General features: G+C 46.2%; 13 protein-coding genes. 12 read left to right on the top strand and 1 reads right to left on the bottom strand.

Annotated features, from left to right (window positions below; translation table 11 throughout):
- The 9 genes from nagA to QZV24_RS08100 all read left to right on the top strand — a co-directional run.
- Positions 1–1,017 (top strand): N-acetylglucosamine-6-phosphate deacetylase (nagA, locus tag QZV24_RS08140; RefSeq protein WP_294522653.1); only part of this gene is annotated, 1,017 nt, incomplete at its 5' end.
- Positions 1,018–1,231: 214 nt separating this feature from the next.
- Positions 1,232–1,402, top strand: a complete 171-nt coding sequence (locus QZV24_RS08135) for a hypothetical protein (RefSeq protein ID WP_294522650.1) — start codon at positions 1,232–1,234, stop codon at positions 1,400–1,402.
- Between the two features lie 68 nt (positions 1,403–1,470).
- Entirely contained in the window at positions 1,471–5,169 is a 3,699-nt protein-coding gene (cobN, locus tag QZV24_RS08130) for a cobaltochelatase subunit CobN (RefSeq protein ID WP_294522647.1), read from the top strand.
- 14 nt (positions 5,170–5,183) lie between these two features.
- Entirely contained in the window at positions 5,184–6,206 is a 1,023-nt protein-coding gene (locus QZV24_RS08125) for an ATP-binding protein (protein ID WP_294522644.1), read from the top strand.
- Between the two features lie 10 nt (positions 6,207–6,216).
- The gene (locus tag QZV24_RS08120; protein ID WP_294522641.1) at positions 6,217–8,115 is read left to right on the top strand and encodes a VWA domain-containing protein; all 1,899 of its coding nucleotides are present in this window, start codon (positions 6,217–6,219) and stop codon (positions 8,113–8,115) included.
- 93 nt (positions 8,116–8,208) lie between these two features.
- Positions 8,209–9,120 carry an ABC transporter substrate-binding protein gene (locus QZV24_RS08115; protein ID WP_294522637.1) on the top strand — a complete coding sequence of 304 codons (912 nt, stop codon included), beginning with the start codon at positions 8,209–8,211 and terminating at the stop codon, positions 9,118–9,120.
- A 111-nt stretch (positions 9,121–9,231) separates the two neighbouring features.
- Positions 9,232–10,146 carry a LysR family transcriptional regulator gene (locus tag QZV24_RS08110; RefSeq protein WP_363138106.1) on the top strand — a complete coding sequence of 305 codons (915 nt, stop codon included), beginning with the start codon at positions 9,232–9,234 and terminating at the stop codon, positions 10,144–10,146.
- A gap of 40 nt (positions 10,147–10,186) precedes the next feature.
- Positions 10,187–10,885, top strand: a complete 699-nt coding sequence (locus QZV24_RS08105; protein ID WP_290656062.1) for a response regulator transcription factor — start codon at positions 10,187–10,189, stop codon at positions 10,883–10,885.
- Positions 10,869–12,320, top strand: coding sequence for a cell wall metabolism sensor histidine kinase WalK (locus QZV24_RS08100; protein ID WP_294522631.1), 1,452 nt, complete (start codon positions 10,869–10,871; stop codon positions 12,318–12,320). The genes QZV24_RS08105 and QZV24_RS08100 overlap by 17 nt, the downstream gene beginning before the upstream one ends.
- A gap of 62 nt (positions 12,321–12,382) precedes the next feature.
- Here the strand turns inward: QZV24_RS08100 and QZV24_RS08095 are convergent, their stop codons facing one another.
- Positions 12,383–12,727, bottom strand: a complete 345-nt coding sequence (locus QZV24_RS08095; protein WP_294522629.1) for a cupin domain-containing protein — start codon at positions 12,725–12,727, stop codon at positions 12,383–12,385.
- Positions 12,728–12,846: 119 nt separating this feature from the next.
- On the opposite strand from QZV24_RS08095, the gene QZV24_RS08090 reads away from it, so the two are divergent.
- The 3 genes from QZV24_RS08090 to QZV24_RS08080 all read left to right on the top strand — a co-directional run bounded on the left by QZV24_RS08090 (position 12,847) and on the right by QZV24_RS08080 (position 16,606).
- Positions 12,847–13,602, top strand: a complete 756-nt coding sequence (locus QZV24_RS08090) for a YdcF family protein (RefSeq protein ID WP_294522627.1) — start codon at positions 12,847–12,849, stop codon at positions 13,600–13,602.
- A gap of 13 nt (positions 13,603–13,615) precedes the next feature.
- Complete coding sequence (locus tag QZV24_RS08085; RefSeq protein ID WP_294522621.1) at positions 13,616–14,968, top strand: MATE family efflux transporter; 1,353 nt, start codon at positions 13,616–13,618, stop codon at positions 14,966–14,968.
- 204 nt (positions 14,969–15,172) lie between these two features.
- The gene (locus QZV24_RS08080; protein WP_290656052.1) at positions 15,173–16,606 is read left to right on the top strand and encodes a sodium:alanine symporter family protein; all 1,434 of its coding nucleotides are present in this window, start codon (positions 15,173–15,175) and stop codon (positions 16,604–16,606) included.
- Positions 16,607–16,984: the final 378 nt, after the last annotated feature.

Here is a 16,984-nt window from a genome sequence, read left to right as displayed (position 1 = left end):
GATGAAGTGATTGATGCCAAGGGAAAATATGTGTCGCCTGGCTTTGTTAATGTGCATATCCATGGCTGTGTGGCCCATGATACCATGGATTGTGATGTTCAAGCCTTGCATGATATGGCTGATTACCAGGCGCAAACCGGTGTGACTTCCTTTTTGCCTACTACCATGACCTATGACCTGCCCCGGATATATAAGGCCCTGGACTGTGTAAAAAAAGCCATGGCAGATGTGGGCACAGGTATAATTGGAGTAAATATGGAGGGTCCGTTTATCAGTGCGGAATATAAGGGGGCCCAAAAGGAAAGCAACATTCAAGGAGCGGATTTTAGTCTTATTGAACAATTCGCTGACATAATAAAAATAATTACTATTGCGCCGGAAACTTTGCCGGCGGGCAGTGAGTTCATTCAGCAATGCTGCCGGGCTGGCATGAAGGTATCATTGGGGCATACGGCTGCTAGTTACGAGCAGGCAGTTACTGCTATTAAAGATAAAGGAGCTGACCATATAACTCATCTGTTCAATGCCATGACCGGGCTGCATCACCGAAGACCGGGCGTGGTAGGGGCCGCATTGGATACTGATGTGTATTGTGAACTTATAGCGGATAATATTCATTGTGCACCGGCAGTTCAGCGGCTGGTGCACAAGATAAAAGGTCTGGAACGGTTGGTGCTTATTACGGACTCTATGCGGGCTTGTGGCTTGGGGGATGGTAAATCAGAGTTGGGGGGCCAAGAAGTCTTCGTTAAGGGCCAACGGGCAACTTTGGCGGATGGTACCATTGCAGGCAGTGTGCTTACTATGGACCGGGCAGTGTATAACTACGCCCAAAATAATAATATTCCTGTATGGCAGGCGGTACAGTGTGCCACCATTACCCCGGCTCAGTCCATTGGTCTGGCGGAGAAAATTGGCAGCATTTCGGCAGGAAAGCAGGCGGATATTGTGCTTTTTGACGATGCTGTAAATATTTCCATGACCATTCGAAGGGGAAGGCTTGTTTTTGTAAAATGAGACTTATTCAGTTGGAGCGTTTAACTCCAACTGAATATTGTTGAATAAATCCTGGGCTTTATGGGGGGGATTTACACCCACCTAAGAAGTGGGTGCCTTAGCATCCATTAGCGAAGGGCAAATAAAATATACCATTCTTTATCGTAATTGTTTGTATAGTATGATAGAATATAGTTATGATAAAAGAATCGTTATGATTGGAGGTATAATTGTAATGGCACATCCAGTTGTAGAAATTCCGACAGACCCGGAGGGAAAGCGGAGATACGAAAGTGCAATGCGCCATGTGGCTGCACTCAAAGAAAGAGGTGCTTCCAGCGAAGAAATTCATTCAGTTTATAAAAAGATTATGAATGGTACAGCTGGCAAGCATAAAGAAAAATAAGTGGTTTATCAAGTAGCTGTCGCATTATGTGATGGCTATTTTCTTTGGATGTTTTTAGCAGGTGAATTATGCGGATTGGGACATATTCTAATGTAAAACGCGTCAATGTTTTAATGAAAAAGGTACAGCGAAGGATAAAGGAAGTTGTACCAGAATTGGAGATATCAGATTATTCTGTTGATGGTGATACCACCATAACGGGTGAAGTGGCCCGGCAAATGCAGATGGCTGATGTCAATATATTTATGTGGATGGGCAGTGGTTTGGACAATAGCTTTTTACAAAAAGCAGTCAAATTGTTAAAACATTACAATAAAACATTTTTGGTAGTGGTCGATAACGCAGAGGATGAAGAAATAGCCAATGGCTTTACGACAGAACAGATTCAGATTGTATGGCAATATAAGCGTTATGATGGAGAGGAAAATATTTTCAATATGCTTTTGTGGCTGGGGAAAACCTTCGGTAGGCTTAATACTTCACCATTACCGCCGAAACAACTGCCTTGGCACGGTATTTGGCACCCGGAGTGGCAGCGGAATGGACAGGATTTGGAAGGATATATGGCTAGCCATTATGTGAAGGGGCGTCCAACGGTTGGTGTGCTGTTTTATCGTACTGAGTGGTTGACCGGAGACTGGACTTATCAGGATGCCTTGGTGCGGACACTGGAAAGTCATGGCTTAAATGTTATTGCATTTTTTTCTAACTCGGTAAGTGATGTCAAAACTGGCTGCCCAACTTTGCAGGCAGCTATGGAATACTATTTTTTCCGTGATGGTCGGCCAATTGTCGATGTGATAATAAACACCATGAAGTTTTCCCTGAAAACAGCCGGAGTACCAATTAAGTTTTTCCAGCGGCTGAATGTACCGGTTTTGCAGGCTTACACGGTGCTCAGCAGCCTGCAGGAATGGGAAGATTCCCCGGCAGGGTTGGATGCGGTTAATGTTTCTATAAGTGTCAGCCTGCCGGAATTTGATGGTATAATTCATACGGTGCCGGTGGCAGCCAAGACGATGGATGTTACCGGCGAGATGGTATATGCTGATATGCCGGAACGGATGGTGGCTTTGGCGGATAAGGCCTATAAATGGGCTGTATTAGGGCAAAAGTCTAACTGTGATAAGAAAATAGCCATAATATTCCATAATTATCCGGCTACGAATTCATCGATTGGCAGTGCGGCTGGGCTGGATTCATCTGAAAGTGTCCGGTTGCTGTTGCTGTCTATGAGACATAATGGATACACAATCGACAATATTCCACAAGACAGTAAATCATTCATGAAGTTACTTACCGATGGTTCCACCAATGATCGACGATTTCTCAGCGATGAGTCCTTAAAGACGAAATTTCAAAAATTATCGGGGCGGGATTATTGCGAATTTTATAATCAACTGCCGGCGCAGGTCTGTCAAAGGATGGAACAGGAATGGGGGAAACCACCAGGGAATGTATTGGTAGATGATGGCGCCTTGCTGATACCTGGCACCATGATGGGCAATGTTTTTGTTACGGTTCAGCCGCCAAGAGGATTTGGTGAAAATCCGGGTCAAATACTTCATTCACCGGATTTACCTCCATCGCACCATTATTTAGGTTTTTATTACTGGCTGAAAAATGTTTGGAAGGCGGATGGAGTAGTTCATGTGGGGACACATGGCTCGTTGGAGTGGCTGCCAGGCAAAGGGACGGCTATGTCGGCGGCCTGTTATCCGGATATCGCCATAAGTAGTCTGCCCAATGTTTATCCATACTGGGTTAATATATCAGGAGAGGGCATACAGGCTAAACGGCGTAGCTCGGCCTGCCTAATAAGCCATTTATCGCCGCCAATGAAATTGGCCGGTGCCGTTGAAGGATTGGCGGAACTGGAAAAAATGCTTGATGAGTACGCCCACTTCCGGTTTGTGCAGCCGGATAATTTGGCTGAAATAATGGATATGGTGCGGGAACAGGTAAAGAAATGTAATCTGCAGGATGAGATAGCGGAAGAGGATGATTTTTTCGATTATGCTACTAAATTGCATGTATATATCACTGATTTGAAAAATATGCAGATAAGGACCGGGTTGCACACTTTGGGCTGTGTGCCGGGTGGCACGGAATTGATTGATTATCTTCTTATGCTGGTTCGTTTTCCTCATGGAGAGGCGCCTTCCTTTATTCGGTTTTTGGCAAGTATTTCCGGTTATGATTATGATGAATTAAAGGGAAACAGTCTGCATATCAATGAGGCCGGGAAGAGCTATGGGCAGGTTTTAGATGACTTGGAATTAACGATGCATGATTTGGTTGCGCAGCTGTATGATAGTGATTTTGCGCCGGGAACTGTTGAGGAGTTGGCCAATAAGTATTTCCCGAATCTTTTGACGGAGGACCGTCAAATACTGCAGAAGATTCTTATGGATATATGTACTGAGCTGGTGCCGAAGCTGGTCAAAACTGAACAGGAGATACATAATGTTATTGAGGCTTTGGCTGGGCACTATATTGAGCCAAGTGAATCCGGGGCCCCTACTGTATGTGGAGATGCAGTATTGCCAACAGGACGGAATTTTTACGGGGTTGACCCGAGATGCTTGCCCACAAAAGCAGCTTGGCTGTATGGCAAAAAATTGGGTGATGACCTGATTGAACAGTTTATCCGGGAGGAAGGCCGATATCCGGAGGCGGTTGGGCTGGTTTTGTGGTCAGGAGCCAATATGCGTAGCCATGGACAGTGTATTGCCGAATATTTGTATTTGATGGGTGTAAGACCAGTGTGGCGTGATAACATGCAGCGGGTTTGCGATTTGGAAGTTATCCCGTTGGAGGAATTAAAGCGGCCACGCATTGATGTTACGGGTAGGATAAGTGGCCTGTTCAGAGATACGATGCCTACGGCCATTCAATGGATGGATAAGGCAGTAAAAATGGTCTGCAGTTTGGCGGAGGACTATGATGATAATTATGTGTTGAAGCATATCCACCAAGACAGCAGTTGGCTTATTGAGCAGGGGGAAAAGGCAGAAACGGCCTGGGAAAAAGCTTCTTACAGAATTTTTGGCGATTCGCCGGGAGCCTATGGAGCAGGAATAAACAATATGCTGGATGAGAAGAATTGGACTTCCATTGATGATCTGGCTCAAGTATATATCAAGTATTCCAGCACAGCCTATGGAGCTGATGGTTTACCATGTCATCCGGAGGAAAATGTATTTCGGCGGCGGATGAGTGGCATAGATGTTACGGTAAAAAATGAGGATAACCGGGAAAACAATATGTTTACCACGGATGACCATAATGCGTATCATGGTGGCATGATTGCCACCATCAGATCACTTACCGGACGGGCGCCTAAATCATATACGGCTGACAGCAGTGACAGTAACAAGCTGACTATTCGTACTGTAGAGCAGGAAGGTCGGCGCTTGTTCAGGGCTGAGGCGATGAATCCCAAATTCATTGATGGTATGAAAAAGCATGGCTACAAAGGGGCCAGTGATTTGTTCAAATATCTTTTACACAGTTATCAATGGGATGCCACAACTGATTTGTTGGAGGACTGGATGTATGAAGGCTTTGCAGCAAAATATGCCCTTGATGAAGAAATGCAGCGTTGGATGAAGGATGTGAACCCTTGGGCTTTATACAGCATGTCCGATATATTGCTGGAGGCATGTCAACGCGGAATGTGGCAGGCTAAGCCAGAAACTCTTAAGGCACTAAAGGAATTATTTTTGGAGATGGAAGGCGAGCTGGAAGCCTCCGCTGATACCTAATGGGAGGAAATATAATGAAAAGAAAAGCACTATATCCATTTTCGGCTATAGTGGGGCAGGAGAATATGAAATTATCCCTTATACTTAATGTGATAAACCCATCCTTGGGTGGCGTGCTGATTAAGGGGGAAAAGGGAACTGCAAAATCAACTGCTGTGCGGGCAATTGCCGATTTATTACCGTCTATGCGGATGGTGGCTGGGTGCCGGTATCATTGTACACCTGGTGAAGAAACGAGAATGTGCGATGAGTGCAGGGAAAAAATTCAAAAAGGCAAAGAGTTGCCAGAGGAAAACTACAAAATGCAGGTGGTAGAGCTACCGGTCAATGCAACAGAGGACCGGGTGGTGGGAACTCTGGATATAGAGGCTGCTATCAATGAAGGTAAAAGAAGGTTTGAACCGGGCATATTGGCGGCGGCTAACCGCAATATTTTGTATGTAGATGAGATAAACCTTTTGGATGATCATGTGGTGGATGTCTTGCTGGATGCGGCCGCAATGGGGATTAACACGGTGGAGCGGGAAGGGATATCTTATAGTCACCCGGCACGCTTCGTTTTGGTGGGGACCATGAATCCGGAGGAGGGGGATATACGCCCTCAGCTGCTAGATAGGTTTGCCCTTTCTGTTGATGTTTTTGGGGAAAACGATCCGGGGAATCGGGTTGAAGTAATTCGTCGTCGGCTGGACTATGAAGCTAATCCCGAAGCATTTTGTGCGCAATACGAGGTTGCTCAGGCTACTTTACAGGCTAAAATTCTTAATGCGCAAAAAAATTTGCCCAATATTGATTTTTCTGAAGAATTGTTGGATAAGGTGGCCAGAATAGCCATAGAGGTGGGGGTAGATGGCCATCGTGCTGATATTGTTATGATAAAGACGGCGATTACCCATGCTGCTTTTGAAGGTCGAGACAAGGTGACGGTCGATGATGTAAAAATAGCCGCTCATCTGGCTTTGCCACATCGTATGCGGCGTCGCCCATTTGAGGAGGGGCGAATTGATTGGGCTGTAATCGATGGGATGCTGGACTGAGGAGAGATATATGGAAGGCAGATATTTTTCTTTTTCAGCTGTTGCTGGATTGGAAATGGCCAAGCGAGCTTTACTGTTACAGCTGGTCAATCCGGCCTGTGGAGGCGTATTGATTTCTGGACCGGCTGGTACGGGGAAATCTCTATTGGTCAATTCTATACCCTCAATTTCTCCTGAGCAAAAAATAACCAGATTGCCATTGGGGGCTACCGCGGATATGGTGTTTGGCAGTTTGGATGTGGAGACTGCACTGGAGACTGGGGAAAAAAGGGTTATACCGGGGATTTTGCATCGGGCTGACAACTCCATTCTTGTTTTAGATAATGTGAATCTTATGCAGAAGGATTTTGTGCGGGCCGTATGCCACAGCTATCATAACGGTTTTTTTGAATTGCAGCGTGAGGGGGCCTGTTATCGCGGGGAGGTGTCATTTTCACCTGTCGGTATTATGACGCCGGAGGAGGGATCCTTGACTTCGCTGGAATTGGCGTGCTTTGGTATTTTTGTTAATGTGGAAAATATTACTGATGTTGCCGATAGAAGAGCTTTGGACCGCCAACTGCTGGAATATGAGCAGGATCCTCAGGGCGTATTGAAACGGTACCGGGAAGCTGATCGAAAAACGGCTGAGGCAATTACCATGGCCAGGACCAGGTTGGGTTATGTTGAGGTGCCCCGGTCGATGTGTATTTTGATCGCCAATATTTGCGCCAGAGCAAATGTTGCCGGTAACGATGCAGAACTCTATCTGCTGGAGAGTGCGCGGGCTATAGCAGCATTAGCCGGCCGCAACTGGGTTATGCCGCAGGATGTGGTCGAGGCGGCACAATATGTATTGCCGCACCGTATGCGAAAAAAGGGGGAGGACCAGGTACAGACACCGAATACGAATTACGATAATAGTGATGTTTCGGACAATGCTTCCACTGATTTGCCGGATAGTAGTGATAAACCTGTTGACAAGCATCAGTCGGATAGTGATGCTGAGTGTGATATGACAGATTATCCGGGGGATTCGCAGTCATCGGTGGTACAGGGGGGAGATTTGGACAGGCTTTTTGCAGCCTTGTTGGATATTCACATGCCGCACCTGGAACTGGTGATGAATAAACGGGGGCCGGTTAGTGCGCAGGGGCGGCGGCTTAAAGCTTTATCAAACAATAAGCGGGGACGATATGTTGGATATGTGCCGAAGGGGGATCGCCCCTTTGATATTTCCCTGGATGCCACATTGAAGGCGGCGGCACCGTATCAGATCTATCGTCGTACCAAGGAAAACAAGCAACGGGTTGTTATTCGACCGGAGGATTACCAAAACAAGATTAGGGAGCAGAGGGCCGGTATCAATCTGTTATTTTTAGTTGATGCATCAGGATCTATGGGTGCGAAGGAGCGCATGAGGGTAGTGAAGGGAGCTATTTTTTCTCTATTGAGGGAGGCCTATCAAAAACGGGACAATGTGGGGATGATTGCCTTCAGACGCCAAAGGGCAGAGGTCATACTGCCATTGACCAGAAGTGTAGAGATGGCCCAAAAGAAGTTGCATGACCTACCTGTGGGCGGCCGCACTCCGCTTGTCGAGGGGCTGGAATGTGCTTTAGGACAGATAGTTGGATTACAACGGCGGGATGGATTGCAAAAAATTGTACTGTTTATCATTACCGATGGCCGGGTAAACAGCACCTATAAGGGGGATGACCCTGTGACCAGATCGATAGAGGTGGCCCACCGTTTGGCATTGACCAACGCACACATTGTTGTAGTCGATTCGGAGAGTGGCTTTGTGCGACTGGGAATTGCCCAAATGCTGGCTATGGAGATGGGAGCGGCTTATTATCCGTTACAGGAGCTGACTACCAGGCGTGTGTTAAGATTAGTGGAGAGTATAAAACAGAGTATACATCTGTAAGGAAGGGCTGATGATGTGAGAAAAATAATAGCACTACTGCTAATATTGATGTTGTCAGCAGGCTGCGGAAGCTATATTGGGAATAAGGGCCCTGTGACGGGAAATTCATATCAGGTGGTGGATATTGAAGGTAACACGCTTACTCTTGCCAAGCCGCCAGAACGGATAATTACCATGGCAATGTATACCGATAACATAGTATTGGGCATGTTGCCATCCAAATATCTGGTTGGTATAAGCCAGCGCATGGATGATCCAAAGAACTCTGCTGTAGTTCCATTGGCTAAAAATATTCCATTCAAGGTAACTGATTATCCCTCGGCGGAAGAAATAATCGCTCAAGCCCCGGATATTGCCATAGCGACGGAGTGGACCAACAAGGATTTGGTCCAAACACTTCGGGGGGCGGGAATTCCGGTTTTTGTCTGCAAATATGCTAAAAATGTTGAGGATGTGAAGCTGGCTGTCCGAATGGTGGGGCAGGTGCTGCAAAAGGAAGAAAAGGCTGAGCTAATGATCGGTGAAATGGAAAAAGAGCTGGCCGTGATAAAGGAAAAAGTAGATAAAATACCTGAGGGTGAGCGAAAACATTTGCTGCTTTTGGGGGGAATGAAGGGCTACGGTGGTACCGGCACCATATTTGATGATATGTGTAGACTGGCTGGCGTTAAAAACAGTCGAGCTGAAGTGGGGGTCAATAAGGGGAATCCTTTGACGAAGGAACTTATATTGAAAGCAAATCCGGATGTGATTGTGTTGCCGAATTACGATGACCATGGCACCATTGATCAAACCGGTGATTTTATGAGGGAATATATTGATGATCCAGCCCTGCAACAGATAAAGGCAATTAAAAATCGTGAAATAAAGCTGCCTCGGGAGTATTATACCTATAACTCCTCCCAGGATGTGGTATACGGAATTCGTGAACTGGCCTATATGGCCTACGGTGACACTTTTGCCCAGGCAGACAACCGTCATATCAGTTTTTCCGGTGAAAAATAATGAACTGAAAATAGCTGATATTTTGGAATATCTGATATGCTGCGCTATATTATTTGTGTATGATAAAAAATGCCAGTATGATATAATTAGCATAGTACGAAAAATAGCAGAATGAGAAAATGTATTGTTCCGGAAAGGTCAGATTCGATGGAAATCAAGGATATGCAGGCATTTTATGCCATAGTTGAAGAAGGTAATATAAGTCATGCGGCCATACGGCTCAATGTGGCTCAGCCGGCTCTCAGCCGCCAGATGAAGCGATTGGAAACCTCCCTGGGAGTAAAGCTGTTTGAGCGAGGCAGCCGTCGTATTCGGCTCACCGATGCTGGGCTGTTGTTATATTCACGGGTAAAGCACATCCTTGGCATGGTGGATGGAACTATGCGGGAGCTGGTGGATATTGGCTCCGGAGTGGCCGGTACAGTTAAATTGGGCACCATTACTTCCTCCGGCTCTATGCTTATTCCCGAGTTGGTGGCTGATTTTACCAAAAAATATCCTTTGGTAACCTTCCAGGTTTGGGAAGGGGATGGGGCCAGAGTACTGGAGCTACTGGACAGCCATATCATAGAGCTGGCCATTACCAGAACTCAGGTGGACAGCTCCTCCTATGAGTCCATTATTTTGCCGGATGAACCTTTGGTGTTGGCTATGCATAAAAGCTTTTGTCACAAGGGTGAGGAGGAATATATTCACATCAGTGAGTTAAAGGATAAGCCACTTTTAGTTCCTTTGCGGTGGAAGTCCAGCTTTATGAAGCATTGCCAAAAGGCTAATTTTGAGCCTAATATTTTAAGTGTCAGTGACAGCCAAATTCAAAATATGCTGTGGACCCAAAGAGGAATTGGTATTTCGTTGGTACCGTTATCGGCCCGAAGCCTTATGCAGTCCGATGATATTGTGTTCAAGCATCTGAAGGAAGCGGAGATATATACCCATACTGTGGTGTCATGGTTGAAGAACAGAACTATGTCCAGCAGTTGCCAGCATTTTATCGAGATGTTCCGGAAGAAATATGTTAAATGAGTTTCCGGTTAAAATGTATTTATAAACGAGGTATATGAATATGGCAGAAGGAAAGAAAATTTTTATTGTGGAGGATGAGCGGCGCATCGCAAGATTTTTGCAGATGGAGCTGGAGCACGAAGGCTTTGAGACCGAAATCGAAGACAACGGCCGTCGGGCTTATGAGCGGATCATTCAGGGAGATTTTGATTTGGTGCTTTTGGATGTAATGCTGCCGGAGATGGATGGCCTGACCATTTGCCAAAAGGTCCGTGAATTGTCGGATATACCAATCATAATGCTCACGGCCCGGGATGAGGTGGATGACAAGGTCAAGGGGTTGGATATTGGTGCAGATGATTATGTGACCAAACCATTTGCTGTGCCGGAGTTGCTGGCCCGGATGCGAGCTGCCCTTCGTAAACCGATGAAAAATGGTGCTGATGGAGATGCATCCTCCGGTGAGGTGCTGAAACTAAAAAATATTACTATGAATATTGCCCGGCATGAGGTGATGGTGGACAATGAAAGCGTGGAGCTGACCAAAAAGGAATTTGACCTGTTGGAATACCTTATCCGGAACAAACGCAGTGTTCTCAGTCGTGATCAGATTTTGTCCCAGGTATGGGGCTATGATTATATGGGAGATACCAATGTGGTGGATGTTTATATCAGATATTTGCGGGCCAAGCTGGATGATAAATTCAACGAAAAATACATCCACACAATGCGAGGAGTAGGCTATGTCGTCAAAGACTAATATTTGGTCCCGCCTGATAAACCGCACCAGACACTGGCAGATTTCCACCCGGCTGACCATAATGTACGCCACGGTTATTGCTTTGCTGCTGGCCTGTACCAGTATAGCCACTGTGGCGGGGATGTATTTCGTCATCTATCATCAGGCGGAACGGGAAATGCAAATCAGCATTGCCAATGCCACCAAGCGAATGGATGATCCGGAATATATGGCCAATGCCCATAATAAGGTGCAGGACATATCTGAGGATATTTTGCTGCCGGGGGTTGTGCTGCGGGTAGAGAACTCCCAGGGGGATATTGTTTACGATAACGACAGGCATTTTGCCCCGGTAACTGAGCTGAGAAAGCATATTGTGGATGACAGCAGTTTGTGGGCTACGGACAAATACAAGCTGGTGCGGTTTCGGCATTTTATGATTTATTATCACGAAATACCGTTGGATTATAACGGCAAACACTATACCCTGTGTTTTAGCCGGGTGATTACCGCTGAGCGGGAGATGTTTGCCCAAGTTCAGGCCACAATACTTATTGGCTGCGTTATAGGGATATTACTGGTAATTGCTATTGTGTACCTGGGAATAAAACGGGCCTTTCGGCCAATACGGTCCTTCATCAGCATTGCTAAATCCATTGAAGTGAGTGATCTCAGTGCCCGGATGGAGGTGCCGCCAAGTCACGATGAAATGACTGAGCTGGCCACCACCTTTAACCGGATGTTGGACCGGCTGGAGGACGGCTTTAAACAACAAATCCGCTTTGTGTCAGATGCCTCCCACGAGCTGCGGACTCCGGTGACAGTTATCAAGGGGTATGCTGATATGCTGAGCCGGTGGGGGCAAAAGGATGAAGCCATTTTGCAGGAAGGTATTACAGCCATACAATCTGAGACAGAGGATATGCAGGAGTTAATTGAAAAGCTGCTGTTTTTGGCCCGAGCCGACCAAAATCGCCAAATTGTCAACAAGGTGGCCTTGGATTTGGCCGAAGTTGTTGATGATGTTTACAAAAAAACGAAGATGACGGCTGAGCATCATACTGTAAAGCTGCTACGCAATGATCCTGGGGTGATATTGGCCGATAAGGTCATTATGAAGCAGCTGCTGCGAATATTCTTGGAAAATGGCATGAAGTACACACCGGAGGGCGGTACTGTGTCTATTGACAGTCATCAGCTGCCGGGGTATATGTGTGTGGAGATATCTGACACTGGTATTGGTATTGCCAAGGAGGATGGGGAAAAAATCTTCCAACGGTTCTATCGGGTGGATAGCTCCCGGACCAAGGCTGCCGGTCAGCCAGGCGGTACCGGGTTAGGCTTGTCTATTGCCCGGTGGATTGCTGATAACCACGATATTGGCATTTCCCTGGAAAGCGAGCTGGGAAAGGGTACAAAATTCATTCTGATGATACCTTTGTTGAAGGAAAACTAAAAATGGTATACTAAAGAAAGGAGCCAACCTCATAACGAGGTTGGCTCTGCTTTGTTATGCAATTAAATAGTTTTGGTAATCAATGCCATAAATACCAAATCACCTTCGGTAGCACAGTTTTCAATACCGTGTCCTTCCCCATCCGGACAATAGGTGGTAGTACCAACGGAAATCTTCATTTCGTTGCCGTTGTCATTATAGAGGGCTTCCCCCTGCAATATGTGATAGGTTTCTGTGTTGCCGTGATGCTCATGGTAGCCAATGGAACATCCCGGCGGAATGGTTACCTTGGCAAACATTTCGTTGCAGCCCAGCTCATTTTCCCCTAAAACCTTCTCAATGGTGATAGTACCCTTGCCACCGGCTTTTTTCTCTGCCTTGATAACATTGCTTTTGATAATTGCCATAATAACGCCTCTCCTTTGGATATTTAATGTGTTGACCACAAATTTATATTATGGTAAATATAGTATATTACAATAGAATGGATTGAACAAATAATTCTTGTGAATATTGGGTGTTAACGATGATTTATGCTTTAAAATTCGGGGCCAGCCTGTTGTTGCCCCCAGGAATATTTATCTTAATAATGTTTGGGGTGGCCGGTTGGTTGTGGCGGAAAAACGAACGGAAACCCGCCTTGGCTATTGTGACGGTCAATTTGTTGTTTTATTTGCTGTCTACCTGGTGGATTGCCGGTATGATGATTGGTTCTCTGGAAGATAAATATTCCCGCCCGGATAACCTGGAAGGGGATTGTATCATTATGCTGGGGGGCGGCGCTATGGCCGGGACCCCGGCATTAGTGGGGAATGGTACCCTATCCTGTGGGGCGGAAAGCCGGTTGGCTTTGGCGGCCCAGCTGTATCATCAAAAGCCGTTGCCTATAATCGTTTCAGGTGGCCAAGTGTACTCTGATAGCGGGAACGAGGCGCAAATAGCCAAGCGTGAGTTCAGTTTTTTAGGCATACCGGAGAAGGATGTTATCATTGAGGATAAGAGCCTTAATACTCGGCAAAATGCCATCTATACCGCTCAGATAATGCAGGAAAAGGGCTTTAAAAAGCCGATTTTAGTTACTTCCGCCTTTCATATGGAGCGGTCGGTATTGAATTTTCAAAAAGAAGGTATTGAGCCAATTCCATTTCCTACGGATTTTCGGACCAATCAGCCCCGGAACTTTCACTTGAACAAGCTGGAACCATCACCAAGTGCGCTGGAAAGCAGCACCTTGTTTTTCCGGGAAAAGCTGCGTAGCTTTGTGACCCGGTATATAGAATAGAGATGATTAAATTATGACAAAGAAATTAACCGAAGGAAGCCCCGCCAAGCTTATATTGTTTTTTACCCTGCCCATGATTGGGGGCAATATTTTTCAGCAGCTGTACAGCTTTATTGATACATTGCTGGTGGGAAGATTTTTGGGGGTTGAGGCCTTGGCTGCGGTGGGATGTACCGGTTGCCTGATGTTTTTACTGGTAGGTTTTATGATTGGCCTGTCCGCCGGGTTGTCCATCTATACGGGCCAACGGTTTGGGGCCAAGGATTATGATGGTGTTCATAAAAGTGCGGCGGCCTGCCTGATACTGGCCTTGGTTATTGGTGTCGTCGTGGCCATCATGGGAGTGATTTTTGCCCGTGATGTGCTGATAATGATGGATACTCCGCCGGATATATTGGAAGGAGCGGTATCCTTTATATCGATAATTTTTGCCGGTATTCCTATTACCGTAGTGTTCATGCTGGAAGCGAACCTTATAAGAGCGCTGGGAGACAGCCGGCGGCCAACCTATATTTTAGCGGCAGCCCTTTGTACCAACATTATTATCGAGCCGATTTTCCTTTTAGTGTTTGAATGGGGGATTCCCGGCGCGGCCTATGGTGTGTTGGTTTCTCAATTTTTAGGTGCAGTGGTGGTGATTGCCTACATCTGGAAAAAGGTACCACTGTTGATAATTCGCCGTCGGGATTTGGCATTGGATTGGACTTTGTTGAAAAAGCATTTGGAAATAGCCTTACCCATGGCTTTTCAGACTTCCATCATCGCATTGGGTACTGTTATTTTGCAGATTGCCCTGAACCGTTTGGGGCCGATTTCCGTAGCGGCCTATTCAGCGGCTCAGAAGGTGGAAACCATTGCCCTGATGCCGATGATGTCCTTTGGAATAGCCATGGCCGCTTATACGGCCCAGAATTATGGCGCCAGAAAGATTGCCCGGATTAAGCGGGGAGTTAACCAGTGCATTTTAATGTCCGGTGCCTTCAGCATTGCCGTGGGGATTTTTAATATTATCTTTGGTTCAAATCTGATGGAGCTGTTCGTGGGAGCAGATGAACCGGAGGTGATAAGGCTGGGACATATTTATTTGGTTAGCACCAGTGTGTGCTATTTTGTGCTGGCCCTACTGTTTATTTACCGTAACACCCTGCAGGGACTGGGACAAAGTCTGGTACCAAGCTTTGCCGGAGTAATGGAACTGGTCATGAGGGCGGCAGTGGCTCTTTGCTTTGTGGACAGTCTGGGCTTTTGGGGAGCAACTATCGCCAGTCCGGCTGCCTGGTTTGGCTCCTGTATTCCGCTGGCCATAGCCTATTATTATACCTTGCGAAAGATGAAGGTAAATATACGGGAAATAAAAAACGGATAAAATTTATTTTTTTCTTTACTTTTTTTCGTGGTTGTATTATACTTTCACCATAAATTCAAGGAACAGTGTCTTGTGCTGGTGTACATAATGAACATATTGACACTGATTTGGATTTAATAAAAGAATATCTGGACAAAGTAAGTCCGTAATCCTAGCCACACTAGAGTTACGGATTTTTTTATGCAGATGAAGGAGGAATTATTTATGGATTATGCACTTATTATCCGGCAGGTCAATGATTTTGTCTGGGGGCCTGTTATGCTGGCCTTTTTGGTTGGTACAGGCATATTTCTGACCATTCGTCTTAAATTTAAACCATGGATCAATCTGCCCTATGCCGTGAAGATGATAATGGCTAAAAAAAGCAACTCAGAGGGGGATGTTACTCCTTTCCAGTCTTTGATGATTGCTCTTTCGGCTACTGTAGGAACCGGTAATATTGTAGGTGTTGCCACGGCTATGGTATTGGGTGGACCCGGTGCCCTGGTTTGGATGTGGATTTCGGCGGCCTTTGGCCTTTCCACCAAATACGGTGAGTCGGTATTGGCCGTAAAATATCGGGAAAGTAATAGCAAGGGGGAAATGGCCGGCGGACCTATGTATGCCATGAAAAATGGTATTGGCGGCCCGATTGGTAAGTTCCTGGCCGTGCTGTTTTCCGTTTTTGCTGTGTGTGCCTCCTTTGGTATTGGTAATATGACCCAGGCCAACTCCATTGCCGCGGCGTTTAGCTCCAGCTTCGATGTGGATCCGGCACTGGTAGGGGCTATTCTGGTTATATTATCCCTGGTTATCCTTTTCAAGGGAATCCATTCCATTGGTGCAGTTTCCAGCATTGTGGTTCCGGTTATGGCGGCTTTTTATGTGATTGTGGCTCTTATTGTGATTGTAGTAAATGCCGGCAATTTGCCGGCTGGAATTTCGGAAATTTTTACTATGGCCTTTTCGCCTAGTGCAATGGCCGGTGGTGTAGGAGGCTCCATCGTAGCTACTATGCTGACGGCAATGCGTTGGGGCGTAGCCCGTGGTGTGTTCTCCAACGAGGCCGGCCTCGGTTCCGCACCGATTGCGGCGGCAGCTGCCAAGACAGACCATGCTTCCCGTCAGGGCTATGTAAATATGACAGGTACTTTCTTTGACACCATGATTATTTGTGTGCTTACGGGGTTAGTTATTGCTTCCTCCGGTATGCTGGGTACCATTGATCCGGCCACCGGCAAGGCAGTATCCGGTGCCCAGATGACCATTTTGGCCTTCTCCACCGTATTTGGTGAACATGCCAGAGTGATTGTATCCTGTTCCTTGGCCCTCTTTGCCTTCTCGACCATTCTTGGCTGGGAGTACTACGGCGAGAAAGCTTTGGAGTACCTTTGCAAGAACCATGATATTACTGTTATGTACAGAACGATTTTTGCCTTCATTACCTATATTGGCGCGACTCAGACCCTGGATCTTGTTTGGGACTTTTCCGATACCGCAAATGGCCTGATGGCCATACCAAACCTGATCTGTCTTCTGTGGCTCAGCAAGGATATTGCCAAGGAGTGCTTTGACTTTGAGGAACGGGTCGTAGTGCGGGAAAAGAATGGGGAAAAAGTGGACCTTTCCACGGAAGATATGGGTCATAAATTGGTTTAAAGATGTCGGTTTTCCCTTGTGGGACACGGGATGCCGAGCTTCAAAGCCTTTCCGTACAGTGCTGATAAGGACGCCGGATGATGCCCTAAAATAAATTAAAATAAGATTAAATTTGCTAAAATAATAATATTTTTTGGGTAAAATACTTGCATTACTAAAATCGTTGTGTTATGATACCACTGTATCAAGGTGAATTGGGCTTCACTATGAGGAAACATGGATACTCACAGGACAGAGCCTGAGAACACCTCGATAACAAAATATTTTTTTAAGGAGGAGTTCTTATTATGAAAAAGACTCTCGTATCCGCTTTGACTACCGCTCTGGTAGTAGGCGCTGCATCCACTACTTTTGCAGCTGCTAATCCTTTCGCTGATG

Origin of the sequence: uncultured Anaerovibrio sp. (genome assembly GCA_902786545.1) — a bacterium.
Taxonomy (GTDB): Bacteria; Bacillota; Negativicutes; order Selenomonadales; family Selenomonadaceae; genus Anaerovibrio.
This window is presented reverse-complemented; position numbering and strand designations above follow the sequence as displayed.